Origin of the sequence: Rhodopseudomonas sp. NSM (genome assembly GCF_052445935.1) — a bacterium.
Taxonomy (GTDB): domain Bacteria; phylum Pseudomonadota; class Alphaproteobacteria; order Rhizobiales; family Xanthobacteraceae; genus Rhodopseudomonas.
Genome location: NZ_JBQTCH010000001.1, coordinates 153945 through 179140, shown reverse-complemented (window position 1 = coordinate 179140; position 25196 = coordinate 153945). Strand labels below are relative to the sequence as shown.

Genomic DNA, 25196 nt, shown 5'->3' with positions numbered 1-25196 from the left:
TGGCCAGCATGATTGACGGAAGCTTGCGGCAAAGCCGACAATGATTTGTTCCCGCGTCGCGCAAAGTGCTTGAAGTCCGCGCCGAACAGGCACATCTGTGAAATCTCGGGATGCGTTTCCGGGCTCGCCGTCATTGCTTTCAGCCTCAGGATTTCTGTTTGTGAACTCTTCACCAAGCGTCCGATCGCCGTCTTCGCCTTCCAGGGATCAAGACCTGCTCGATCAGTCGGCGTTGAGCGACCTGGCGCAACGGCTGGTCGAGGCGGCGATGCGCGCCGGCGCCGATCAGGCCGATGCGGTTGCAGTGCGCGGCGTCTCGCACGGCGTCGAAGTACGCGACGGCCGGATGCAGGAATCCGAGCGCTCCGAGGGTGACGACGTCGGGCTGCGCGTCCTTGTCGGCCGCCGCCAGGCGGTGGTCTCGACCAACGACATCACCGGCGACGGCGTGTCGAAACTGGCCGATCGCGCGGTGGCGATGGCGCGGGTCGCGCCGGACGACAAATATGTCGGCCTCGCCGATCCCGCGCTGCTGACTCGCGAATTTCCGCAGCTCGATGTGCTCGATCCGCAGACGCCCTCGACCGCCGAGCTGGAGCGCCGCGCGCGCGAAGCCGAGCAGGCGGCGCTGGCGGTCAAGGGCGTCACCAAGTCGGGCGGCGCCTCCGCCTCGTCGGGGATCGGCGGCATGGTGCTGGTGACCTCGACCGGCTTCCACGGCGCGTTCCTGCGCTCCAGCCACGGCATCTCGATGACCGCGATCGCCGGCGACGGCACCGGCATGGAGCGCGACTACGACTACACCACCGCGCCGCACGCAGAAGATCTGTTGTCGCCGGACACCGTCGGCCGCATCGCCGGCGAGCGCACCGCGGCACGTGTCGGCCCGCGCAAGGTCGAGACCTGCAAGGTGCCGGTGATCTTCGATCCGCGGGTCGCCGGCTCGCTGGTCGGGCATCTGGTCGGCGCCGCCAACGGCGCCGCGATCGCCCGCAAGACCTCGTTTCTGAAAGACCGGCTCGGCGACAAGCTGTTCCGCGACGGCATTCGCATCGTCGACGATCCGCTGCGCAAGCGCGGGCTGCGCTCGCAGCCTTTCGATGCCGAAGGCGTCGCGGTGAAGCAACTGGCGATCGTCGATGACGGCGTGCTGACCACCTGGCTGCTCGATTGCGCCACCGCGCGCGAACTCGGGCTCACCACCACCGGCCACGCGCATCGCGGCGTGTCTTCGTCGCCGTCGCCCGGGCCCTACAATCTGCATCTCGAAGGCGGCACGATGAGCCCGGCTGAACTGATGAGCGACATCAAGCAGGGCTTCTACGTCACCGATCTGATCGGCTCCGGCGTCAACGGCGTCACCGGCGACTACAGCCGCGGCGCCGCCGGGTTCTGGATCGAGAACGGCGAATGCACTTATGCCGTGAGCGAGGTCACCATCGCTGGCCATCTGATCGAGATGTACAAGACGCTGACGCCGGCCAATGATCTGACCTTCCGCTACGGCGTCAATGCGCCGACGCTGCGGATCGAGGGGCTGACGATTGCCGGGCGCTAGTCCGGATACGCGGCAGGGCGAGGTCGGATCGCGCGACGCGGCGCTGCTGGCCGCGACGGTGCGCGAGGCCGGCGCGCTGGCGCTGTCGATGTTCCGCACCGAGCTGCGCGAGTGGACCAAGGGCGGGTCGTCGCCGGTGTCGGAGGCCGACATCGCCGTCAACGATCTGATCCGCGATCGCCTGCAATCCGCCGTTCCCGACTATGGCTGGTTGTCCGAGGAGAGCGCCGACGATCCGGCGCGGCTGGAGCGGCAACGGGTGTGGATCATCGACCCGATCGACGGCACCCGCGCCTATCTTGCCGGGCGCGAGGACTGGTGCGTCTCCGCCGCGCTGGTCGAAAACGCCTCGCCGATTCTCGCGGCGGTGTTCGCCCCGGTCAGCCAGGAGTTCTTCTTCGCCACGCGCGGGGCGGGTGCGACGCTGAACGGCGCCCCGATTCGCGCGAGCACCGGCCGGGATCTGGAATTCGTCAAAGTCGCGGGGCCGAAACCGTTGATCGAGCGCCTCGCATTGCCGGACGGCGCTCACATTCTTCCGCGGATCGGCTCGCTGGCATTGCGTTTATGTGGCGTCGCCGATTGTCGGGTCGATGTCGCATTCGCAGGTGGACAAAGCCGCGACTGGGACCTTGCCGCGGCCGATTTGATCGTGCACGAAGCGGATGGTACACTAACAACCCTCGCGGGCGAAGCCATCGTCTACAACCGTCCCGAGGTCACGCACGGCGTTCTGGTGGCCGCGGGGCGCGATCGTCATGCTCGCATCGTCGAGCATTTTCGCAATCGTCCTGCGGGTTGAGCCTGCATCTGCCCGTTTGCCGCTGAGGAACCTCGATGCCCGACACTGCGCAGCAATTGCTTCATCTCGTCATCGGCGGCGAGCTCGAAGATCTCGAGAACGTCACCTTCCGCGACCTCGACAAGGTGGACATCGTCGGCGTGTTTCCGAGCTACGCCTCCGCCTTCACGGCGTGGAAGGCCAAGGCTCAACAGACCGTCGACAACGCCCACATGCGCTACTTCATCGTCCATCTCCATCGCCTGCTGGATCCCGGCCAGGACGCAAAGCCGGCACGTTGACGGGGATCGCGTGGCGATGACGAGCGCGTCACCTCCGCGGTGGCAGACGGCGCCTTCGCTGGCCGAACCGTTGCCGATGACGCTGCGCGTCTATCAGACGCTCACCGCCGGCATGGCCCCGCTCGTTCCGCTGCTGATCAAACGGCGGCTCGATCAGGGCAAGGAAGAAGCTGCACGGGTCGACGAGCGTCGCGGCGTCGCCGCGCATGTGCGGCCGAGCGGGCCGCTGGTGTGGATCCACGGCGCCAGCGTCGGCGAGGTGCTGGCCGCGGCCGGGCTGATCGAGCGGCTGCGCGCGCTCAATCTGCGCATCCTGCTGACGTCGGGCACGGTGACGTCGGCGGCGGTGGTGGCGAAACGGTTTCCGCCCGACATCATCCACCAGTTCATTCCCTACGACGCGCCGCGCTTCGTCGCGCGCTTCCTCGATCACTGGCAGCCGTCACTGGCGCTGTTCATCGAATCCGACCTGTGGCCGAACCTGATCCTCGCCTCGGCGGCGCGGCGGTTGCCGATGGTGCTGATCAACGGCCGGATGTCGCAGCGTTCGTTCCCGCGCTGGCGCCGCGCCTCGGCGACGATCGGCACGCTGCTCGGCAAGTTCGACATCTGCCTGGCGCAGTCGCGGATGGATGCGGAGCGGTTCTCGGCGCTCGGCAGCCGCAACGTCATCACCACCGGCAATCTCAAGATGGACGTCGATCCGCCGCCCGGCGATCCGGCGCGGCTGGAACGGCTGATGGCGGTGACGCGCGGCCGGCCGGTGATCGTCGCCGCCTCGACCCATCCGGGCGAGGAGGAAATCCTGCTCGACGTTCACCGCACGCTCACCGGCGTGTTCCCGACATTGCTCACCGTGATCGTTCCGCGGCATCCGCATCGCGGCGAACAGATCGCCGGGCTGATCGAGGGCGCCGGCCTGCACGCGGCATTGCGTTCGCGCGAGCAACTGCCGACGGCGGCCACCGCGATCTACGTCGCCGACACCATGGGTGAACTCGGGCTGTTCTATCGGCTGGCGCCGATCGTGTTCATGGGCGGCTCGCTGATCGAGCACGGCGGCCAGAATCCGATCGAGGCGGTCAAGCTCGGCGCGTCGATCGTGCACGGGCCGCATGTCTCGAATTTCAGCGACGTCTACCGCGCGCTCGACGACGAGGGCGGCGCCTTCACCGCGGCCGACGCCGCCGCGCTGGTCAGGCGGTTCGGCCAGTTGCTGTCCGACGCCAATGCGCGCCAGACCTCGATCGATGCCGCCACCCGCGTGGTCGACAGGCTCGGCGGCGCGCTGGACCGCACCGTCGCCGCGCTCGAACCCTATCTGCTGCAACTGCGCATCGAGCAGGGCGCCGCCGATGCGTGAGCCGGGCTTCTGGCACCGGCCACCCTCGTTGCTGTCGCGATTGCTGCTGCCGCTCGGCGCGGTGTATGGCGAAGTCGCCTCCTGGCGGATGCGCAAGGCCGGCATCGAGGCCGGGGCGCCGGTGATCTGCGTCGGCAATTATCATCTCGGCGGCGCCGGCAAGACGCCGACGACGTTGGCGCTGGTGCAACTCCTCCGTGATCTCGATGAAAATCCGGTCGTGCTGAGCCGCGGCTATGGCGGCCGGCTGAAGGGGCCGATCGGCGTCGACCCGCAACGCCACAGCGCGGCGGATGTCGGCGACGAGCCGCTGATGATGGCGCGCAGCGTGCCGGTCGTCGTCGCGCGCGACCGCGTCGACGGCGCAGCGCTGGCGCGATCGCAGGGCGCGAGCGTCATCGTGATGGACGACGGCTTCCAGAATCCGGCGCTGGTCAAGCACCTCTCGCTGATCGTGATCGACAGCCGGCGCGGCGTCGGCAATGCCTGCGTGTTCCCCGCCGGCCCGTTGCGCGCGCCGCTGCCGCTGCAGATCGAACGCACCGACGCGCTGATCATCATCGGCGACGGCGCGGCGGCCGATGGCGTCGCGGCGCAGATCGCAGCGCAGGGCGGCGTCGTTCTGCGCGCGCAGCTTCGGCCCGAGGAGGTTTCGGTGGAGCGGCTGAGGGGGCAGCGCGTGCTGGCCTTCGCCGGCATCGGCGACCCGGCGCGATTCTTCGCGACACTCCGCGCCAGCGGCATCGACGTGGCGGAAGCGCGGGCGTTCGCCGATCATCATCCGTTTACGGCGGACGACCTCGCGAGCCTCGCCGACACCGCCCGCCGCGACGGCCTGACGCTGGTGACGACCGAGAAGGATCTGGCGCGGATCGGCCCGGCCGCCGCGGCGACGCTCGGCCGCGCGGTTGTTTCGTTTGCGGTGACGTTGGCGGTCGACGATCCGGCAAGGTGGCGGGGCTTCGTGCTCGAACGGCTCAACCAGGCCCGCGCCGGTCGGTTTGGTCGGCGGAGATGAGCGATCCGCGATTGACTGCGCGGCCGATTTGACGATCCTGCCGTCATTGCCGGTTGTGCTCATCGATTGAATTGAGAGTTTCTCTTCCGCCGAGCGGAGACCGCCTCGCAACCCGAGGCGCCAGGGGATGGTGGCATTGGTGGATCGTCTGCAGATCGTCGTTCCCTGCTTCAACGAGGAAGAGGCGCTGCCGGAGACCGCGCGGCAACTCTGCGGCGTGATCGAATCCTGCATCGCGCGTGGACTGATCGCGAATTCGAGCAGCGTGCTGTTCGTCGACGACGGCTCCTCCGACAGGACATGGCGACTGATCGAGGCGCTGCACGCGTCGCAGCCGCAGCGTTACGACGGCATCCGGCTGTCGGGCAATTTCGGTCATCAGGCGGCGTTGTGGGCGGGGCTGTCGGCCTCGACCGCCGAGATGGTGGTGACGATCGACGCCGATCTGCAGGACGATCCGAACGCGATCGAGGCGATGGTGGCGCGCTATCACGACGGCGCCGACATCGTTTACGGCGTCCGTTCCGAGCGGCAGTCCGACACCTGGTTCAAGCGCAACTCCGCGAGCCTGTACTACAAGCTGCTCGGCCTGCTCGGCGCCGAGATTCTGCCGCAGCACGCCGACTTCCGGCTGATGAGCCGGCGCGCGATCGCGGCGCTGCTGCAATATTCGGAAACCAACCTGTTCCTGCGGTCGCTGGTGCAGCGGCTCGGCTTCGAGACCGCGCAGGTCGCCTATCGACGCACGCCCCGCGTCGCCGGCGCGACCAAATATCCGCTCGGCAAGATGCTGCATTTCGCGATCGACGGCATCACCTCGTGGTCGGTGGCGCCGTTGCGGGCGATCGGAATCATCGGCCTTGCGGTGTCGCTGCTGGCCTTCCTGCTCGGCGCCTGGACGCTGTGGGCCAAACTTTTCACGGATGAATCGATTCCCGGCTGGGCCTCGATCATGCTGCCGCTGATGCTGTTCCAGGGGCTGCAGTTCATCTTCCTCGGCGTGATCGGCGAGTACATCGGCAAGATCTTTCTCGAGACCAAGCGGCGGCCGCGATTCATCGTTCGCGAGACCGCCGCTGACGGTCGCGCCGCGCGGCCGGACCGGCGTGAGCGCGAAGGAGGCGCGCGATGACCGGGGCGTCGCTCGCCGTCGCGCCGCCGGCGTCGGATCGCTGGATCGGACTTGCCGGCCGCGCGCCGGTGCTGGCGCTCGCGGCGGCGGCCCTGCTGGCGATCTCGGTGAAGCTGTTCCTGGTGTTCACGCCGAACGAGATGGACGCGTTCTGGATCTACTCCTGGGCGGTCAATCTGGTCGATCACGGCATCCGCGCCGACCGCTTCTTCTATCCGAACGACCTGGTCGGCGGCACCTACGTGTTTTCGATGATCCCGACCGCGCTGATCGCGGCGGTGTACGCGATGATGGGCCACGGTTTCTGGACGGTGTTCGTCGCCAACGAGCTGTGGCTGCTGCTGATCCTCGCCGCGTTCTACGGCTTCCTGCGCGCCGAATTCGATTATCGTCCGGTGACGGCGCTGACGCTGGCGATCGTGCTGTGCCTGATGGAGCCGGTGCTGCGCGGCGTGGTCTCGCTACGCGCCGAGACGCTGTCGCTGGCGGTCACGCTCGCGGCCTTGCTGTGCGTGCGCCGGCCGCGTCTGGTCTGGCTCGGTGGCACGCTGGCGGTGCTCGCAGTGGAAATTCACGCCACCGGCGTGATCGGCGCCGGCTTCGTCGCGCTGCGCGTGCTGCTGGATCGCATGGGGCTGCGCGCGCTGCTGCACCTCGCGCTCGGCGGCGTTCTCGGCATGGCGTTGTTCTGGGCGCTGCATCCGGATATCGTGTCGCTGCGATGGCTGCACGACCTCGGCGGCCGCCAGGGCACCAACGGCATCCGCTCGCCGCTGGCCGCTTACTTCTGGCACGCGCAATACAAGCGCCATCTGCCGGAACTGATCGCGCTGGGTGCGGCGGTCTGGATCATGCTTCGCGGGCGCAGCGTGCCGCAGGTCTGGGTGAGGGCGCGCGAGCCGCTGCTGCAGGCGCTGCTGGCGGTGGTGCTGCTGGAACTGCTCGGCCGTGGCAGCTACCTCTACGTGGTGTGGATTTTCGTGCCGCTGTATTTCGCCATGCTGCGGATCGCGCCGCTGGCGCTGCTGCCGCTGCTGGCGTTTCACCTCGCGAGCTATCTGGCGCTGATGCTGTACAACGACGACTACAGCCACGCGCGGCTCGCCGCCGCCATCCGCGCGGTCGCTGTGCCGAACATGCTGGTGATCGGACCGCATCCGGCACTGCCCGGCGCGCCGACACCCGATCAGTACGTCTGGCTGCCCGAGGACGCCGACATCGCGCCGCAGATCCGCGGCCTGTCGCGCCCGGTGCTGGTGGTCGGCCGCACGGCGCGTCCGGATGTGACGCCGGTCAGCCGGGTCGGGAATTTTTCGATCGGCTGGCTGAAGAGTGCGAAGGGAGACACGCGATGACGAGCAGTCCCGACCGCAACGACGGCGCCGCCTCGCGCTGGGCCAGCGATCCGTATCCGGACTACGCGCCCGAGGTGAACCAGTCGATCAATTTCTCCGGCCTCGACCAGTCGTTCTTCACCCGCGGCAAGGCCGACAAGGTGGTCGAGAAGGTGAAGAGCCTCGGCCTTCCGCGACCGGCGCGGCTGCTCGATATCGGCTGCGGCCCGGGGCTGATCCACGGCTTCCTGCCGCCGTCGGTCTGCGAGGTGTCGGGCGTCGATGTCAGCCCGACGCCGCTCGACATCGCCAGGCAGCGGCATCCCGGCAACCACTATCAGCTCTATGACGGCCGCACGCTGCCGTTCGCCGATGCGAGTTTCGATCTCGCCGTCACCGTCTGCGTGATCCACCACGTCGCCGTTGCCGAATGGGTCGGATTTCTCGAGGAGGCGCGGCGGGTGCTGCGGCCCGGCGGGGCGCTGGTGATCTGCGAGCACAATCCGTGGAACCCGCTGACGCGGCTGGCGGTGCATCGCTGCGCGTTCGATCACGACGCCGTCCTGCTCAGCGCGCCGACGGCGCGCAGGCTGCTGGCTCAGGCCGGATTCGCGCCGCCGGAGATCGAGTACATCTTCTTCACGCCGTTCGAGAACGCGGCGGTCCGCAAGATCGAACACGCGATCCGCCGCCTGCCGCTCGGCGCGCAATATGTCGCCACCGCGCGCCGGCCGGCGAACTGAATGTGCGTCAGTCGAACCGCTTGGCGGCGATCGGATAATGCCGCTGCAGCACAGCGATCGGCGTGGCGTAGGCTTCCTTGAGATCGACGCTCCAGTATTTCAGCTCGTCGAGCGGAATCTGCACACCGGTCACCGCGCAGCGGACATAGGTGCCCGGCGAGATCACGCGGAAATCGCCATCCAGATATTGCACCTGCGCTTCGCCCGAGCCCGAGGGGCCAAATTTGTTCAGCACGGCTGATCTCCTGAGATACCGCACGCGGCGAGGCGTTGCCCCGGCCGCTCGCGGTCGATATCTCCCACAGATAGAACGGATGAGCCGCGTTGCAAACCACCGACTTGTGATGAAATCGCCGTTCTGGCGCATGATAATCTACATTGCGGTGGGCGCTCGCCGGCCGACCGGGATCACCGCCTGGACCTCTGCAATGCGCCTGCCTTTGTTTCTGTCGATTGCCATTCTGCTCGCCGCCGGACATGCGGCCATGGCGGCACCGGCGCCTGAAATGGTGGATATCTCCGGCCCCGGCGGCAAACTCGGCGCATGGTTGTACAGGCCCGACGGCAACGGCCCGTTTCCCGCGGTCGTCGCATTGCATGGCTGCGGCGGACTGGTCGGCAGGTCCGGAGCCATCAGGCCGCGCTACGCCGATTGGGCCGGACAATTGCTGAAATCCGGCCATGCCGTGTTGCTGCCGGACAGTTACGGTTCACGCGATCTCGGCCCTCAGTGCCACGCCCGAAGCCGCCGCTCGCCGGCGCGGCGGGAACGCCTGGCCGACATCGGAGCCGCGCGGCACTGGCTGGCGCAGCAGCCCTGGGTCGCGCGCCAGCGCATCGGCCTGATCGGCTGGGACAATGGCGCGAGTGCGCTGCTGTGGGCGGTGCGCCCGCAAACCGCGTTCGCCAAAGGCGAGCCCGAGTTCCGCTCGGCGATCGCGTTCTATCCGGATTGCCGGATCGCGGCGCGGCTCGGATGGAGCGCGCGGGTGCCGACGCTGGTGCTGATCGGCGGCGCAGACGACATCAGCTCGGTCCCGGCCTGCCGGGCGATGATCGACGGCGCCCGCGGCCGCAGCGCGCTGGCGCGGATCGTGGTCTATCCCGGCGCCTATCACGATTTCGACGCCGCCGGCGTCACGCCGCATCTCGCCGGCGCCGACGATCCGGAAGTGCTGGAGCAGGGCCATCGCGGCTTCGATGCGGCCGCGCGCAGCGATTCCGAGAGGCGGGTATCGCATTGGCTCGGGCGGTGAGTTGTGCCGCTTAAAACAGCGAGCCCTGGTCGATCGGCTTCGACACGCGCTTCGCCGCCGGCTTGGAAGAGGGGGCCGAGGAGGGCCTCGCCGCTTCGGATCTCGTGGCCCCGCCGCCATCGGCAGTGACGCCGACGCGGCCGTCGGCGAACTCGACGCTGAGTTGCGCGCCGGCATTCACCGCTGCTGCGGCGTGGACGGCGTGGCCGTCGGCATCGCGGACCAGCGCGAAGCCGCGCGCCAGCACGCCGCGATACGACAGCGCGGTGAGCAGCTTGCCTGATTGGGTGACGCGCGCCTGCTGGCGATCGAGCAGCGTGGCCAGCGCGCGTCGTGCGCGCTCGGCGAGCCGCAGCATCCGTTCGCGCTCGCGCGCGATCCGCATCCGCTGCGCCTGTTCGTTGGCGAGCTTCGAGGCCTGCAGCCGGATCGCCAGCCCTTCGAAGCGGTCGCGGCGATGGCGCAGCGTCGCGCGGGTGCAATGGCGCAGCCGCTCGCCGGTGATGCCGAGCCGCTGCGCGCTGTGGCCGACCTGCGCGCGCAGCACATTGAGCGTGATCCCCGCCGCGGCCTTCGCGTAGCGGCGATGATGGGCGTGGGTGTTGGCGCGCAGTGCGCGGGGCAGGGATGACGCAGCACCGTCGAGCCGCTGCCGCGGGATCGCGAGCAGTTCGCTTGCCGCGGGCAGCGCGCGGGCGGCGGCGCGCAATTCGTTGCGGCGCGAATCCTGGCCGCGGGTCCAGCACAGCATCATCCGCCGGGCATAGCTCTGCACCTCGACGAACAATTCGGCGCGCACCGGCACCGCCATTTCGGCCGCGGCGGTCGGCGTCGGCGCGCGCTTGTCGGCGGCGAAATCGATCAGCGTCACGTCGGTCTCGTGGCCGACCGCGGAGATCAGCGGGATCATGCTTTCGGCCGCGGCGCGAACCACGATCTCCTCGTTGAAGGACCACAGATCCTCCAGCGAGCCGCCGCCGCGTGCGACGATCAGCAAGTCGGGGCGCGGGATCGGGCCGCCCTCGGGCAGCGCGTTGAAGCCGTGGATCGCGGCGGCGACCTGTTCGGCCGAGCCTTCGCCCTGCACCTTCACGGGCCACACCAGCACGCGGCGCGGGAAGCGGTCCTCGAGCCGGTGCAGGATGTCGCGGATCACCGCGCCGGTCGGCGACGTCACCACGCCGATCACCTCGGGCAGCCACGGCAAGAGCTGCTTGCGCGCCTCGTCGAACAGGCCTTCGGCGCCGAGCTTGCGCTTGCGCTCTTCCATCAGCGCCATCAGCGCGCCGATGCCGGCGGGCTCGATAGCCTCAATCACGATCTGATATTTCGACGAGCCCGGATAGGTGGTGAGCTTGCCGGTGGCGATGACCTCGAGGCCCTCCTGCGGCTTGAACCGCATCCGCCCGTGCACGCCCTTCCAGATCACCGCCTCGATCTTGGCGCTCTCGTCCTTCAGCGCGAAATAGCAATGCCCCGACGAATGCGCGCCGCGAAACCCGGAGATTTCGCCGCGCACCCGGACGTGCCCATAGGTGTCCTCCACCGTCCGCTTCAGCGCCTGCGACAGCTCGGAGACGGTGAATTCGGCGACGTTGACGAGCGTGTCGGGTGCGAGCAGTCGGGCCATGCGATTCGCGAGTTGTTGGGACAGCCGGAAAATAGGGGCTTTCGCAGCCCACGCCAACCGGCCAGGCCATATTGTCCTGCCACGGCCATGCAACCGGATCGTGCCGCGTGCGCGCTGCAGCCGGTTTCCTGCCCGGTTTACGACATATCCACATCCGCGGCCACGCCCTCGTTGCCCGGAACCCCCGCCGTGTTACACCTCGCGAACATCCACGAGGCACGGTCAGGCTTGCGATGAACATTCTGTTGCTCGGTTCAGGCGGTCGCGAACACGCGCTGGCCTGGAAAATCGCAGCTTCGCCGCTCGTAACCAGGCTGTTCTGCGCGCCGGGCAATGCCGGGATCGCGCGCGAGGCAACCTGCATTGCGCTCGACGTCACCGACCACGCGGCGGTGATCGATTTCTGCAAGGCGAATGCGATCGAGCTGGTGGTGGTCGGGCCGGAGGCGCCGCTGGCCGCCGGCATCGTCGACGATCTCGCGGACGCCGGCATCAAGGCGTTCGGGCCGACCCGCAAGGCCGCGCAGCTCGAAGGCTCCAAGGGCTTCACCAAGGACCTGTGCAAGGCGCACGGCATTCCCACCGCCGCCTATGAGCGCTTCAGCTCGCCCGACGACGCCAAGGCCTATATCCGCGTCCAGGGCGCGCCGATCGTGGTCAAGGCCGACGGGCTCGCCGCCGGCAAGGGCGTCGTGGTGGCGATGACACTGGCCGAGGCGGAAGACGCGGTCGACATGATGTTCGGCGGCGGGCTCGGCGACGCCGGCGTCGAGGTCGTGGTCGAGGACTTCATGATCGGCGAGGAGGCGTCGTTCTTCGTGCTGTGCGACGGCGAGCACGCGCTGGCGCTCGCCACCGCGCAGGACCACAAGCGCGCCTTCGACGGCGACAAGGGGCCGAACACCGGCGGCATGGGGGCGTATTCGCCGGCGCCGGTGATGACCGACGCGATCTGCAAGCAGGCGATGGAGCGCATCATCGGCCCGACGCTGAAGGCGATGAAGGCGATGGGCGCGCCGTTCAAGGGCGTGCTGTTCGCCGGCCTGATGATCACCGAGGACGGCCCGCAACTGATCGAATACAACGTCCGGTTCGGCGATCCGGAATGCCAGGTGCTGATGATGCGGATGATGTCCGACATCGTGCCGGCGCTGCTCGCCTGCGTCGACGGCCAGCTCGCGCACCTCACGCTGCGGTGGTTCGACGAACCGGCGCTGACCGTGGTGATGGCGGCGAAGGGCTATCCCGGCGCCTACGAGAAGGGCACCCGGATCGCCGGGCTCGAACGCGCCGAGAAGATTCCGGGCGTGCAGATCTTCCACGCCGGCACCATGGCGTCGGGCGACTGGGTGCTCGCCAATGGCGGCCGCGTGCTCGCGGTCACCGCATCGGCGAACACGGTGGCCGAAGCGCAGCGCCGCGCCTACGAGGCGATCGGCGTGATCAACTGGCCCGAAGGCTTCTGCCGCCGCGACATCGGCTGGCAGGCAGTGGCGCGGGAACGCGGCGGGAAGTAATTGCGTTGTCGACCTCGCACCGTCATTGCGAGCGAAGCGAAGCAATCCAGAGGCGCCGGAACGTGTAGCTCCTGGATTGCTTCGTCGGCTTCGCCTCCTCGCAATGACGACAACAATCCAGGGAGAACCAGCCGATGCCCGATCTCGCCGATTTGTTTCCGGGCTTCGGCTCGGAATGGATCAACACCTCGTCCGGGCGAATCTTCGCGCGGACCGGCGGCGACGGGCCGCCGCTGTTGCTGCTGCACGGCTTCTCCGAAACCCATGTGATGTGGCACCGCGTCGCGCCGCTTCTCGCCGAGCGCTTCAGGCTGATCATCGCCGATCTGCCCGGCTACGGCTGGTCCGACATGCCGGAGAGCGATGCCGAGCATACGCCCTACACCAAGCGGGCGATGGCCGAGCAACTGATCGAGGCGATGGAACGGCTCGGCCATGTGCACTTCGCGCTCGCCGGCCACGACCGCGGCGGCCGCGTCAGCTATCGGCTCGCGCTCGATCATCCCGGCCGGCTGGCGAAGCTGGCGGTGCTCGATATCCTGCCGACCTACGAATACTGGATGCGGATGGACCGGGCCTATGCGCTGAAGATCTATCACTGGAGCTTCCTCGCCCAGCCGGCGCCGCTGCCGGAGACGCTGATCGGCGCGAGTTCGGATTTCTATCTCAAGAACAAGCTCGCGAGCTGGGCGAAGACGAAAGATCTGTCCTGCTTCGATCCGCGCGCGATGGAGCACTATCTCGCGCCGTTCCGCGATCCGATGCGGCTGCACGCGATGTGCGAGGACTATCGCGCAGGCGCCAACGCCGACTTCGCGCACGACAAGGCGGACGTGGAGGCCGGCCGCAAGATTCCGGTGCCGATGCTGGCGCTGTGGGGCGACGCCGGCATCGCCCAATCCGCCGCGACGCCGCTCGAGACCTGGAAGAACTGGGCGGACGACGTGCGAGGCGGTCCGGTCGATTCCGGCCACTTCCTCACCGAGGAAGCGCCCGGGCAGACCGCGCAGGCGCTGCTCGATTTCTTCGCGGCTTAGTACGGCGCCGGCGGCCGCGGCCGCGGCTTTCGGGTCGAGACCGCTGCTGCCGTCTGCCTCGCCGGGAATGGGCTTTGCACCCGCGTCCCCAGCGCCTAATGTCCGCGCGGCGCCTGCGCCAGAAAAACCACCGGGAGGAATATCCGTGATCTATGTCGTCGCCACCTTGACCGTGAAGCCTGAAATGCGTGCCGAACTGATTGCCGGAGCGAAGGACTGCATCGCCGAGACCCGCAAGGAGCCGGGCAACATCGCCTACGACATGCACGAGAGCGTCAGCGATCCGACCAAGATGGTGTTCGTCGAACAGTGGGAGAACGCCGAGGCGCTCGGCCCGCACGGCAAAGCCGAGCACTTCAAGGCGTTCGGCCGGATCGCCGCGAAGTGCCTGTCGGCGCCGCCGAAGATCGAGATCATCACGCCCGAAAAGGTCGACGTGAAGTAACAACAACAAGAAAAGGGAAACGCCATGATCTACGTCGTCGCCACCACGCAGGTGAAACCGGAGTCCCGCGAGGCCTTCATCGAGGGCGCCAAGGCCTGCATCGCCGAGACCCGCAAGGAGAAGGGCTGCATCGCCTATGACAGCCACACCAGCATCAATGATCCGAACACTTTCGTGGTCGTCGAGCGCTGGGAAAGCCGCGATGACCTCAACGCTCACGCCCGCGCTCCGCACATGAAGGCGTGGCGCGAACTATCCACCCCGCTGAAGGCTGCGCCGACGGTGATCGAGATCATCAGCGACGGCAAGGTCGAGAAACTGTAGCGCGTCTCACGCGCCTGGAACCGAACGAGAGCGAGCATGATCCGAGCCGGCAAAGTCCACGGGCAATATCACTGGAAGGAGCCGGCGGCCGACACCGTCGTGCTCGATTTCGACGACCGGCATCGCCGCCGCATGGCGATGACCGGCACCCGCGGGCTCGAATTCCTGCTCGATCTCGAGCACGCCACGGCCTTGCGCGGCGGCGACGCGCTGGTGCTCGACGACGGGCGCCTGGTCGAAGTGGTGGCTGCGCCGGAGCCGCTGCTGGAAATCCGCGGCCGCGACCCGCAGCACCTGGTGCGGCTCGCCTGGCACCTCGGCAACCGCCATCTGCCGACCCAGATCATGACCAAGGCGCTGCGCATCCGCCGCGATCACGTCATCGCCGACATGGTTACAGGGCTCGGCGGCAAGGCGGTCGAGATCGAGGCGCCGTTCGATCCCGAAGGCGGCGCCTATGCGCCGGCGCACGAAAGCGCAGCGCATCGTGATCACGGGCATCATGATCATGCGCATCATGACCATGAACATCACGACCATGCCCATCATGATCACGGCAAGCATGATCACGGCCACGAGCATCACGTCCACGACGAGCATTGCGGCCACGATCACGGGCACGGCCATTCCCACAAGCATGACCACAAGTGATCAGTCGCAAGTGACTGTCGCCGAGCCGCTGTCGGCGGAGCAGGGCGCGGCGCTGTACCGGCTGATGACCTGGCTGTCGCCGGCGTTTCCGGTCGGCGCGTTCTCCTATTCCAGCGGCATCGAATGGGCGGTCGAGGCCGGCGATGTCACCGACGCGGCGTCGTTGCGCGACTGGCTTGGCGCGATGCTCGAACACGGCGCCGGCTTTTGCGACGGTGTGTTCCTGGCGCACGCTTATCGCGCGGTCGTGCGCGGCGACGAGGCCGCGCTGCGCGACGTCGCCGAACTCGCCGCCGCGATGGTGCCGTCGGCCGAGCGCCATCTCGAAACCATGTCGCAGGGCCGCGCCTTCATCGAGATCGTGCGCAATGCCTGGGCGAGCGACGGGCTCGCCCGCGCGGTGAATGCCTGCGACGGCGCGCTCGCTTATCCGGTCGCGGTCGGCCTCGTCAGCGCCGTGCACGGCGTGCCGCTCGCCGCGACGCTGCACGCGTTTCTTCATGCCGTGGTCTCGAACTGGATCTCCGCGGGTGCACGTCTGGTCCCGCTCGGCCAGACCGACAGCCAGCGCCTGCTGGCGGCGCTGGAGCCCGCCGTGATCGCCACCGGCGACCGCGCGCTCAAGGCCTCGCTCGACGACCTCGGCAGCGCCACCTTCCGCGCCGACCTCGCCGGCCTGCGCCACGAGACGCAGTACACGCGGCTGTTCAGGTCGTAGCCTCTCGGCAGACTTGCAGCGCAAGCAACAAACGCAGTGTCATTCCGGGGCGCGCAGCACAGCTGCGCGAACCCGGAATCTCGACATTGGGTCGAAGAGAGATTCCGGGTTCGCGCGGAGCCTGTCATCGGGCCGGCCAGGGGCCGGACCCGGTGGCGCGCCCCGGAATGACGACGGAGAGGATGGTGGCCTAACCCACCATCCGGTCGCGGCCCTTCCAGAAATCCGCGCGCAGCACTTTCTTGTCGATCTTGCCGACGCCGGTCATCGGCAGTTCGGTGACGAATTTGATCTGCTTCGGCGCGTGCGCGGAGCCCTTGCGGCTCTTCACCAGTTCGATCAATTCCTGCTCGTCCGGCTTGCTACCTGCGCGGGCGACGACGATCGCGGTGACGGCTTCGCCCCATTTGTCGTCGGGCACGCCGACGACGGCGACCATCGCGACGTCGCGATGCGTCGACAACACGTCCTCGACCTCGCGCGGGAAGATGTTGAAGCCGCCGGACACGATCATGTCCTTCTTGCGGTCGAGGATGTACATGTAGCCGCGGTCGTCGCGCCGGGCGATGTCGCCGGTGTGCAGCCAGCCGTTCTTCAGCGTCTCGGCGGTCTGCTCGGGACGCTTCCAGTATTCCGCCATCACATGCGGCGCGCGGACGCAAATTTCGCCGGATTCGCCGGTCGCGACCTCCTGATCGTTCTCATCGAGGATCCGCGCATCGCAGGCGGCGATCGGAAAGCCGCAGGACAGGAACAGCTCCGGCTCCTTCGGATCGTGATCGGCCTTGCGCAGCACCGACACCGGATAGCACTCGGTCTGGCCGTAGAGCTGCGAGAACACCGGGCCGATCCGTTTGATGCCTTCGACCAGCCGCGTCGGCGACATCGGCGAGGCGCCGTACAGCACGAGGTCGAGCGAGGAAAGATCGGTGGCCGCGAGCTTCGGATGGTCGAGCAGCACGTAGATCATGGTCGGCACGAACAGCGTGAAGTTGATCTTCTCGCGTTCGATGGTTTGCAGCACGGCTTCGGGATCGAAGCCTTTCAGCATGTGCACGGTGCCGCCGCGCATCAGCGCCGGCAGCACCTTGGTGCCCGCGACGTGGCTGATCGGCGCGACGGTGAGATAGCGCGGATCGGCGGGGATTTCGAAATCGGCGAGGATCGCGGCCGCGAAGCCGGCGTTCTCGCGATGCCGGCGCAGCGCGCCCTTGGATTTTCCGGTGGTGCCGCCGGTGTAGTTCAGCACCGCGACGTCGTCGATCCGGGCGAAATCGCGCGGCGTGGCGGCGCCGGCCTTGTCCATCGCGGCCAGCAGATCGACGCCATAATCGGCGCGGCTGAGGGTGAAGACGTGGCGCAGCGCGCCGGCCCGCGCCGCGAGTTCGCCGCCGCGCTGCAGGAAGGCGGCGGCGTCGATCAGCAGGATCGCCGCTTCGGAATCCTCGATCTGGTCGAGCTGGTCCTGCAGCGATCCGAGCGGATGCAGCCAGGTGATCGCGAAGCGGGACAATTGCGCGGCGACGCCCGCGCACCAGCTCTCGGCGCGATTGGCGGTGAGCAGCGCGACGCGCGTGCCGGGCTCAGCGCCGAGGCCCATGAACACCTTCTGGATGCTGCCGATCGTGTCGACGGCGCCGCGATAGCTCATGCTGCCGCCCGGCCACGCGAACGCGTTGCGCGTCGGATAGCGCGACAGCGCACGCAGCGTCTGCGTGCCGGCGGTGGGAAAGGCGTTGAGGTCGGCGTTGATTTCGGTCATGGGCATTCTCCCGGATCTTTGTCATCGGCCATTGCGCGTGCCAATGTTCGGCGACGAACCTAGCACGCCGCTGCGCGGAAGATGCAAACAGAGCAGGAGGAACTGCCGTGGAATTATCCGATCGTCTCGTCCGTTTTCGGGGCCGGCTCGAACTGCCGCTGATCGCGGCGCCGATGTTTCTGGTGTCCGGCGTCGATCTGGTCGCCTCCGCATGTAGCAACGGCGTGATCGGATCGTTTCCGACGGTGAATTGCCGTAATACGGAACAACTCGAAAGCTGGATCGCCACGATCGCGCAGCGGTTGGCGGCGCATGAAGATGCGACAGGCCGGCGCGCGGCGCCGTGGTGTCCGAACCTGATCGTGCATCGCTCCAATGCGCGGCTCGCCGACGACCTCGCGGTGCTGCTGACGCACAAGCCCGAGATCGTCATCACCAGCGTCGGCTCGCCGGAGCCGGTGATCAAGCCGCTGCACGATATCGGCGCGATGGTGCTGGCCGATGTCGCCAGCATCCGCCACGCCGAACGTGCGGCTGCGGCGGGCGCCGATGGGCTGGTGCTGCTCACGGCGGGCGCCGGCGGGCAGACCGGCTGGCTCAATCCGTTCGCGTTCGTCCGTGCCGTGCGGCAGTTCTTCGATGGGGTCATCGTGCTGGCCGGCGGGATCAGCGACGGCGTCGCGCTGCGCGCGGCGATGACGCTCGGCTGCGACCTCGGCTACATGGGCACCAGATTCATCGCGACGCAGGAGAGCGCGGCCGATCCGCGCTACAAGGCGATGCTGGTGAATTCCTCCGCCGACGATATCCTGCTGACCAAAGCCTTCACCGGCCTGCAGACCAGCATGCTGCGGCCCTCGATCGTTGCCGCCGGGCTCGATCCGGACGCGCTGCCGGAGCGCGGCGCGATCGATATCGGCAAGGATATCGACGTCGGTGCGCGCGAGAATCGGCCGCAGCGCTGGCGCGATATCTGGAGCGCGGGCCATTCGACGTCGGGCGTCGGCGGCATCGTGCCGGTCGCGGAGCTGGTCTCGCAAACCGCGCACGAATTCCGCACTGCAGGATGAGCGCATTGTCGCGCCAGTCGACGGCTGTGCTGCGCCATGTCATATCTAGACGATAAGAAAAATCGGGGAGACCACGCCATGAAGAGCTTCCGCGTCTCGGGCTTCGGCCAGCCGCTCAGCGAAGAGAACCGGCCGACGCCGGAATTGACCGGCACGCAGGTGCTGCTCCGCGTCAAGGCCGCCGGCATCTGCCACAGCGATCTGCACATCTGGGAAGGCGGCTACGAACTCGGCCACGGCCGCAAGAAGCTGTCGCTCGCCGATCGCGGCGTCGCGCTGCCGCTGACGATGGGGCACGAGACCGTCGGCGAGATCGTCGCGGCAGGGCCGGACGCCAAGGACGCCAAGATCGGCGATGTCGTGCTGGTGTATCCGTGGATCGGCTGCGGCGAATGCGCGGTGTGCCGCGCCGGCGACGAGAACATGTGTCTCAAGCCGAGGTTTCTCGGCGTGTATTGCGACGGCGGTTACTCCGACGAACTGATCGTGCCGCATCCGCGCTACCTGCTTAGCCTCGACGGGCTCGATCCGGTGACCGCGGCGCCGTATGCGTGCTCCGGGGTCACCACCTACAGCGCGCTGAAGAAGCTCGAATTCGCGTTCGACGGCCCGATCGTGATGTTCGGCGCCGGCGGCCTCGGCCTGATGGCGCTGTCGCTGCTGAAGGCGATGGGCGGCAAGGGCGCGATCATGGTCGACATCGACGCCAGGAAGCGCGAGGCGGCCGAGCAGGCCGGCGCGATGGCGACGGTCGACGGCGGAGCGCCCGATGCGCTGGAGCAGATCGCCGCGAAGGCCGGCGCGCCGGTGCGTGGCGCGCTCGACCTGGTCGGCAACTCGCAGACCGCGCAGCTCGGCTTCGATTGTCTCACCAAGGGCGGCAAGCTGGTGATCGTCGGCCTGTTCGGCGGCGGCGCGCCATGGGCGCTGCCGTTCATTCCGATGCGGGCGATCACGATCCAGGGCTCGTATGTCGGCAATCTGCGCGAGACCCAGGAACTGCTCGATCTGGTGCGCGCCAACAAGATCGCGCCGATTCCGGTGACGCCGCTGCCGCTGCCCAGGGCCAACCAGGCACTGCTCGATCTGCAGCAGGGCAAGCTGGTCGGGCGCGCGGTGCTGACGCCGTAGTCAGTCCGGCGCGCGCGCGGCGAGCCGTTCGGCCTCGGCGAGGTCCTGCGGCGTGTTGGCGTTGAAGAACGGATCGAACGGCTCCGTCGGCCACTCCACGATCGCGCGCGGATAGCGCGCGGTGAAGCGATCGACCTTGCGGATGTCGTCGGCGAGCAGCGCGCGGCGCAGGTCGACGCGCAGGCCGATCGGCCACAGCGCGGCCACCGGATGCGAACGGCCGGCTGACGCCGCGACGGCGATGTCGGTCTGCTGATCGATCCGCGCCTGATGCAGCCGCGCGACCAGATCGCGCGGCAGGAACGGACAATCCGCCGGCGCGCTCAGCATCAATTCGGCCCCCGGCTGCGTTTCGGCGATCCAGTCGAGTCCGGCGAGCACGCCGGCGAGCGGGCCGCGAAAGCCATCGACCGGATCGGCGATGATCGGCAGGTCGTAGCCGGCAAAGCGCGCAGGATCGCCATTGGCGCTCAGCGCCAGCGCGCCGCATTGCGGCGCGAGGCGATCAATCACCAGCGCCAGCAGGCTGCGGCCGGCGATCATGCGCAGCGCCTTGTCGCCGCCGCCCATGCGCTGCGCGAGGCCGCCGGCGAGAATGATTGCAGGTGTGGCGGGGTGTTCGGCCATCGAGCGTTTTCCAACATTCAGGGGCACCCCAACGTGGTACAGGCGCAGGCGCGCGTCCGCAATAAGGCGAACGGCGAAACGATTGACGCAGGCGCTGCGCTTCGCCATCGTCCGCGGCCATGACGATCATCAAGCTCGATCTGACGGGGCTGAAATGCCCGCTGCCGGTGCTGAAGACGCGCAAGGCGCTGGCGACGCTGCGCGGCGGCGATCGGCTCGAAGTGCATTGCACCGATCCGATGTCGCTGATCGACATCCCGGTGCTGATCCAGCAGACCGGCGATCGCGTCGAAAGCGCGACGCGCAGCGACGAGGCGATCGTGTTCGTCATCGAGAAGTCCGGCGCCGCGGATCGCGCCGAGGACTGAACGCCGCCGGGAACTAATTATCATCCGGAACAATTGGTCTTCCTGTCAAAATGGGAGGACAGCATGGCCCGGAAGTATTCGAAGAAAGCGTCCGCCAAGGTCGCGCGCGCGATGAAGAAGCGAAAGGCCGGTACGCTGAAGAGCGGTGGCTCCGGCAAGACGGTGAAGAGCCGCAAACAGGCGATCGCCATCGGCCTGTCGGAGGCCCGCGCCGAAGGCAAGAAGGTGCCGAGCAAGAAGAGCACGAAGAAGGCGGGGGCGAAGAAGACGACGAAGAAGACGACCAAGAAAACGGCCAAGAAATCGTCGGCGAAAAAGACGTCGCGCAAGTCGTCGGCGGGCCGCAAGCGCAAGGCGTCGAAGAAGCGTTGAGGTCTGTGAAGGAGCTCCGTTAACAAACGTCCTTGCGTTCGTCATTCCGGGGCGCTCGCGCAAGCGAGCGAACCCCATAAGCCCTGACGTTCGTCAAGGCGGAGCGTCGAAAGGTTCTGCCGAACTACCTATGCCAGGGGGTATGGATTCCGGGTTCGCGCTGCGCGCGCCCCGGAATGACGGATGAGAGGTGAAAGCATGCGGCGGGCGCTGCGGCGACGTCCAGCACCTAACGCCAGCCGGTACTTGGCTCTCGCCTGCTTTCTCTTGCCGCCTTCAGCCTCAACCCGCCTTGCGCGACCGCGCCGCCGAGCGGTGGGCCTTCTTCGTCGCCCCGCCGCGTCCGCGCGTTGCGGTCGTGCGGCGCGGCGCCGGCTTGCCGCCCTTCCTGCCCTCGAGGCTCTGCTTCAGCGCGTCCATCAGGCTGACGACGTTGTCGGATTTTTCGTCCGGCTCGGGGATCTTGATCGACTTGCCGGCGGCCTTGCGCTTGACCAGCGCCTTCAGCGCGGTTTCGTATTCGTCCTTGAATTTCGACGGGTCGAAATGCGCCGCCTTGGTATCGAGGATGTGCCCGGCCAGTTCGACCATATCCTTCGAGATCTTCGGGCTCTTGATATCGTCGAAATAGTCCTCCGGGTCGCGCAGTTCGTAGGGATAGCGCAGCGTGGTGCCGAGCAGGCCCTTGCCCAGCGGCTCGATCGCGATGACGTGCTCGCGGTTGGTGAGCACGATCCGCGCCAGCGCAACGCGGCCCTTGTCCTTCATTGCATCGCGGATGACGGCGAAGGCATCGGCCCCGGCCTTGCCTTCCGGTGCGATGTAGTAGGGATGGTCGAGATAGCGCTTATCGATTTCCTCGGCAGGCACGAAGCTGTCGATCTCGATGGTGTGGGTGCTCTCGATCTGCACCGCTTCGAGCTCCTGCTTTTCGATCTCGACATAGCGGCCCTTGCGGACTTCGTAGCCGCGGCCTTTCTGGTCTTTCTCGACGACGTCGCCGGTGTCCTCGTCGATCATCTGCTGCTTCAGCCGATTGCCGGTCTCGGTATTGATCATGTGGAAGCGGGTTTTCTCGACGCTGGTCGAGGCCGGATACAGCGCCACCGGGCAGGAGACCAGCGACAGTTTCAGCGAGCCCTTCCAGTAGGCGCGGCGCGGGGCCATGATGATCTCCGATAGCGATATGAGATAGGCGGCGAGGACCGGACGGCGGCGTCCGATCGGGAACTTCAACCCTGCGGTGGGGTTTTGGTTCCGGTGCTGAGGTTGCCTGGGCGCCATTGCGGAGACGATGAATGGCGGTGAGCAAGACACTTTCCCTATACCGCAACAAGCGCGACTTCGAGCAGACCGCCGAACCGCGCGGCGACGCCGAGATCGTGCCCTCGAAGCGGCGGCGGTTCGTGATCCAGAAGCACGACGCGACGCGGCTGCACTACGATCTGCGTCTGGAATATGACGGCGTGTTCAAGTCGTGGGCGGTGACGCGCGGTCCCTCGCTCGATCCACGCGACAAGCGGCTCGCCGTCGAGGTCGAGGATCATCCGCTCGATTATGGCGACTTCGAAGGCACCATTCCCAAGGGGCAATACGGCGGCGGCACGGTTCAGCTCTGGGATCGCGGCTACTGGGATTGCGACGATCCCGAGCGCGGCTTCAGGAAGGGCGATCTCAAATTCACGCTGCATGGCGAGAAGCTGCATGGCAGTTGGGTGCTTGTCCGCATGCGCCACGACCGCAACGGCGGCAAGCGGACCAACTGGCTGCTGATCAAGCATCGCGACGACGACGCGCGCGAGGGCAAGGCCAACGACATTCTGGACGAAGACCGCTCGGTGGCGTCGGGTCGGCCGATGGCGCAGATCGCCGAGGGCAAGGGCAGGGCGCCGAAGCCGTTCATGACCGGCAAAGCCGCGCGGGTGAAGGCCGACGCGGTGTGGGATTCGAACGAGGGACTGGCGGCGGACGAGCGCGCGGCGAATGGTTCGGGCAAGGCAGCGGCGTCGGCGGCCAAGACGAAGCAGGCTGCCGCAAAGACCACCAAATCAGCAAGGGCGAAACCTGCGAAGGCCGCGCGCAAACCGGTGAAGGCCGCCGCGATGCCGGACTTCGTACCACCGCAACTCTGCACTTCGGTGGAGCGCCCGCCCGGCAGCGACGGCTGGGGCCACGAGATCAAGTTCGACGGCTACCGGATGCAGCTCCGCGTCGAAGGCGGCGAGGCCACGCTCAGGACCCGCAAGGGGCTGGACTGGACCGCAAAATTCCGGGCCATCGCCGACGAGGCGGCCGCGCTGCCCGACTCGATCATCGACACCGAAATCGTCGCGCTCGATCACCATGGCCATCCGGATTTCGCCGCGCTGCAGGCGGCGCTGTCGGACGGCGACAGCGACGATCTGATTTGCTTCGCGTTCGACCTTCTGTTTGCCGACGGCGAGGATCTGCGGGCTCTGCCGCTGTCGGAGCGCAAGCGGCGGCTGCACGATCTCCTGAAGGCCGCGCGCGGCCGCCGCAAAGAGGGCCTGATCCGCTACGTCGAGCATTTCGAGACCGGCGGCGATGCCATCCTGCAATCGGCCTGCAAGCTGTCGCTCGAAGGCATCGTCTCGAAAAAGCTCGAGGCGCCGTATCGCTCCGGCCGCAGCGACGGCTGGACCAAGGCGAAGTGCCGCGCCGGGCACGAGGTGGTGATCGGCGGCTGGAAGACCACCGCCGGAAAATTCCGCTCGCTGATGGTCGGCGTGCACCGCGACGATCATCTCGCTTACGTCGGTCTGGTCGGGACTGGATTCGGCCAGGACGTGGTGAAGCGTATCCTGCCCGAGTTGAAGGCGCACGAATCGAAGGACAGTCCGTTCGCCGGCAACAACGCGCCGCGCAAGACCAGAGACGTCCATTGGGTCACGCCGGAGCTGGTCGCCGAGATCGAATTCGCGGGCTTCACCGGCGCGGGCATGGTGCGGCAGGCGGCATTCAAGGGACTGCGCGCCGACAAGCCTGCGGACGAAGTCGTGGCGGAGACGCCGGCGAAGGTCGAAATCGCCCGGCCGAAACCGAAAGCCAAGTCGACCACGACGGCGAAACGGGCCTCGGCAAGGGCGGGTGCAGGGCGCGCCGGCGTGCCCGCGGCCACCTCCGGCCGCGCCGAAGTGATGGGCGTGACGATCTCCAAGCCCGACAAGGAATTATGGCCCGCGAGCGAGATCGGCGATGCCGTCACCAAGCTCGACCTCGCGCATTACTACGCGGCGGTCGGCGACTGGCTGATCGCGCATATCAAAGGGCGGCCGTGCTCGATCGTGCGGGCGCCGGACGGGATCGACGGCGAGCATTTCTTCCAGCGCCACGCGATGCCGGGGATGTCGAACCTGATCGACCTGGCGAAGGTCTCCGGCGATCGCAAGCCGTATGTCCAGATCGATCGCGTCGAAGGGCTGATTGCGGTGGCGCAGATCGGCGGCCTCGAATTGCATCCATGGAACTGCGCGCCGGGCGCCTACGACGTCCCCGGACGGTTGGTGTTCGATCTCGATCCCGCGCCCGATGTCGGCTTCGACGAGGTGATCGCTGCGGCGCGCGAAATGAAGCAGCGATTGGAGACGATCGGTCTGGCGACGTTCTGCAAGACGACCGGCGGCAAGGGGCTGCACGTCGTGGTGCCGCTGACGCCGAAAGACGACGTCGACTGGAAACAGGCCAAGATGTTCGCACAGACGGTGTGCGCGCAGATGACGGAGGACAGCCCGGAGCGCTATCTGGTGAACATGTCGAAGCAGCAGCGCAAGGGAAAGATTTTCCTCGATTATCTGCGCAACGACCGGATGTCCACCGCGGTCGCGGTGCTGTCGCCACGGGCGCGCGAGGGGGCGACCGTGTCGATGCCGCTGACGTGGTCGCAGGTGAAGGCAGGGCTCGACCCGAAGCGGTACACGTCGACCACCGTCCCGGCCCTGCTTCGCAAGACCAAGGCATGGGCGGACTACGAACAAGCAGCGACCCCGCTGAAGGCGGCGCTCGAGGCGTTGGCATCCAGCGGGGCTTAGATCGCGGG

The 25196-nt window shown here is 67.5% G+C and carries 25 protein-coding genes; 20 read left to right on the top strand and 5 right to left on the bottom strand.

Going from position 1 to position 25196, the window contains the following annotated elements:
- Positions 1–160: 160 nt before the first annotated feature.
- From ACTZWT_RS00820 to ACTZWT_RS00785, 8 genes are all read left to right on the top strand, one after another.
- Positions 161–1558: a TldD/PmbA family protein gene (locus ACTZWT_RS00820; RefSeq protein WP_444767831.1), complete on the top strand. Its 1398-nt coding sequence runs from the start codon at positions 161–163 to the stop codon at positions 1556–1558.
- On the top strand, positions 1545–2360 hold the full coding sequence (locus ACTZWT_RS00815; RefSeq protein WP_444767830.1) for a 3'(2'),5'-bisphosphate nucleotidase CysQ: 816 nt from the start codon (positions 1545–1547) through the stop codon (positions 2358–2360). The genes ACTZWT_RS00820 and ACTZWT_RS00815 overlap by 14 nt, the downstream gene beginning before the upstream one ends.
- Before the next feature lie 35 nt (positions 2361–2395).
- Entirely contained in the window at positions 2396–2641 is a 246-nt protein-coding gene (locus tag ACTZWT_RS00810) for a DUF4170 domain-containing protein (protein WP_444767829.1), read from the top strand.
- Between the two features lie 16 nt (positions 2642–2657).
- Positions 2658–4004, top strand: coding sequence for a 3-deoxy-D-manno-octulosonic acid transferase (locus ACTZWT_RS00805; protein WP_444767828.1), 1347 nt, complete (start codon positions 2658–2660; stop codon positions 4002–4004).
- Positions 3997–5022, top strand: a complete 1026-nt coding sequence (lpxK, locus tag ACTZWT_RS00800) for a tetraacyldisaccharide 4'-kinase (RefSeq protein WP_444767827.1) — start codon at positions 3997–3999, stop codon at positions 5020–5022. The genes ACTZWT_RS00805 and lpxK overlap by 8 nt, the downstream gene beginning before the upstream one ends.
- 127 nt (positions 5023–5149) lie before the next feature.
- A complete protein-coding gene (locus tag ACTZWT_RS00795; protein ID WP_444767826.1) occupies positions 5150–6154 on the top strand; it encodes a glycosyltransferase family 2 protein in 1005 nt (334 codons plus the stop codon).
- Positions 6151–7509, top strand: a complete 1359-nt coding sequence (locus ACTZWT_RS00790; protein ID WP_444767825.1) for a hypothetical protein — start codon at positions 6151–6153, stop codon at positions 7507–7509. Before ACTZWT_RS00795 ends, ACTZWT_RS00790 begins: the two co-directional genes overlap by 4 nt.
- Positions 7506–8231 carry a class I SAM-dependent methyltransferase gene (locus ACTZWT_RS00785; RefSeq protein WP_444767824.1) on the top strand — a complete coding sequence of 242 codons (726 nt, stop codon included), beginning with the start codon at positions 7506–7508 and terminating at the stop codon, positions 8229–8231. The genes ACTZWT_RS00790 and ACTZWT_RS00785 overlap by 4 nt, the downstream gene beginning before the upstream one ends.
- Before the next feature lie 7 nt (positions 8232–8238).
- Here the strand turns inward: ACTZWT_RS00785 and ACTZWT_RS00780 are convergent, their stop codons facing one another.
- Positions 8239–8466 (bottom strand): DUF2093 domain-containing protein, encoded by a 228-nt coding sequence (locus ACTZWT_RS00780; protein WP_444767823.1) that lies wholly within the window; start codon positions 8464–8466, stop codon positions 8239–8241.
- A gap of 193 nt (positions 8467–8659) precedes the next feature.
- On the opposite strand from ACTZWT_RS00780, the gene ACTZWT_RS00775 reads away from it, so the two are divergent.
- Positions 8660–9487, top strand: a complete 828-nt coding sequence (locus ACTZWT_RS00775; RefSeq protein ID WP_444767822.1) for a dienelactone hydrolase family protein — start codon at positions 8660–8662, stop codon at positions 9485–9487.
- 10 nt (positions 9488–9497) lie between these two features.
- Here the strand turns inward: ACTZWT_RS00775 and xseA are convergent, their stop codons facing one another.
- The gene (gene xseA, locus ACTZWT_RS00770) at positions 9498–11117 is read right to left on the bottom strand and encodes an exodeoxyribonuclease VII large subunit (protein ID WP_444767821.1); all 1620 of its coding nucleotides are present in this window, start codon (positions 11115–11117) and stop codon (positions 9498–9500) included.
- Between the two features lie 233 nt (positions 11118–11350).
- Here xseA and purD point away from each other — a divergent pair, with 233 nt between their 5' ends.
- From purD to ACTZWT_RS00740, 6 genes are all read left to right on the top strand, one after another.
- A complete protein-coding gene (purD, locus tag ACTZWT_RS00765; RefSeq protein WP_444767820.1) occupies positions 11351–12634 on the top strand; it encodes a phosphoribosylamine--glycine ligase in 1284 nt (427 codons plus the stop codon).
- Positions 12635–12768: 134 nt separating this feature from the next.
- Positions 12769–13671, top strand: coding sequence for an alpha/beta fold hydrolase (locus ACTZWT_RS00760; protein WP_444767819.1), 903 nt, complete (start codon positions 12769–12771; stop codon positions 13669–13671).
- A gap of 145 nt (positions 13672–13816) precedes the next feature.
- Positions 13817–14116, top strand: coding sequence for a putative quinol monooxygenase (locus ACTZWT_RS00755; protein WP_011440761.1), 300 nt, complete (start codon positions 13817–13819; stop codon positions 14114–14116).
- Positions 14117–14140: 24 nt separating this feature from the next.
- Positions 14141–14440, top strand: coding sequence for a putative quinol monooxygenase (locus tag ACTZWT_RS00750; RefSeq protein ID WP_444767818.1), 300 nt, complete (start codon positions 14141–14143; stop codon positions 14438–14440).
- A 36-nt stretch (positions 14441–14476) separates the two neighbouring features.
- A complete protein-coding gene (locus ACTZWT_RS00745) occupies positions 14477–15091 on the top strand; it encodes an urease accessory protein UreE (RefSeq protein ID WP_444767817.1) in 615 nt (204 codons plus the stop codon).
- Positions 15078–15809, top strand: a complete 732-nt coding sequence (locus ACTZWT_RS00740) for an urease accessory protein UreF (protein ID WP_444767816.1) — start codon at positions 15078–15080, stop codon at positions 15807–15809. The genes ACTZWT_RS00745 and ACTZWT_RS00740 overlap by 14 nt, the downstream gene beginning before the upstream one ends.
- Before the next feature lie 190 nt (positions 15810–15999).
- On the opposite strand, the gene ACTZWT_RS00735 is transcribed toward ACTZWT_RS00740, so the two are convergent.
- Positions 16000–17571 (bottom strand): AMP-binding protein, encoded by a 1572-nt coding sequence (locus tag ACTZWT_RS00735; protein ID WP_444767815.1) that lies wholly within the window; start codon positions 17569–17571, stop codon positions 16000–16002.
- A gap of 107 nt (positions 17572–17678) precedes the next feature.
- Here ACTZWT_RS00735 and ACTZWT_RS00730 point away from each other — a divergent pair, with 107 nt between their 5' ends.
- Positions 17679–18641 carry an NAD(P)H-dependent flavin oxidoreductase gene (locus ACTZWT_RS00730; protein ID WP_444767814.1) on the top strand — a complete coding sequence of 321 codons (963 nt, stop codon included), beginning with the start codon at positions 17679–17681 and terminating at the stop codon, positions 18639–18641.
- 78 nt (positions 18642–18719) lie between these two features.
- Entirely contained in the window at positions 18720–19772 is a 1053-nt protein-coding gene (locus tag ACTZWT_RS00725) for an alcohol dehydrogenase (RefSeq protein ID WP_444767813.1), read from the top strand.
- Here the strand turns inward: ACTZWT_RS00725 and mobA are convergent, their stop codons facing one another.
- Positions 19773–20399, bottom strand: coding sequence for a molybdenum cofactor guanylyltransferase MobA (gene mobA, locus ACTZWT_RS00720; RefSeq protein WP_444767812.1), 627 nt, complete (start codon positions 20397–20399; stop codon positions 19773–19775).
- A gap of 119 nt (positions 20400–20518) precedes the next feature.
- Here mobA and ACTZWT_RS00715 point away from each other — a divergent pair, with 119 nt between their 5' ends.
- Positions 20519–20767: a sulfurtransferase TusA family protein gene (locus ACTZWT_RS00715; RefSeq protein ID WP_444767811.1), complete on the top strand. Its 249-nt coding sequence runs from the start codon at positions 20519–20521 to the stop codon at positions 20765–20767.
- 63 nt (positions 20768–20830) lie between these two features.
- Positions 20831–21139, top strand: coding sequence for a DUF6496 domain-containing protein (locus ACTZWT_RS00710; RefSeq protein WP_444767810.1), 309 nt, complete (start codon positions 20831–20833; stop codon positions 21137–21139).
- A 282-nt stretch (positions 21140–21421) separates the two neighbouring features.
- Here the strand turns inward: ACTZWT_RS00710 and ku are convergent, their stop codons facing one another.
- Positions 21422–22306 (bottom strand): non-homologous end joining protein Ku, encoded by an 885-nt coding sequence (gene ku / locus ACTZWT_RS00705; RefSeq protein ID WP_444767809.1) that lies wholly within the window; start codon positions 22304–22306, stop codon positions 21422–21424.
- A 131-nt stretch (positions 22307–22437) separates the two neighbouring features.
- Between ku and ligD the strand changes: the two genes are divergently transcribed.
- Positions 22438–25188: a DNA ligase D gene (ligD, locus tag ACTZWT_RS00700; RefSeq protein ID WP_444767808.1), complete on the top strand. Its 2751-nt coding sequence runs from the start codon at positions 22438–22440 to the stop codon at positions 25186–25188.
- Positions 25189–25196 lie beyond the last annotated feature (8 nt).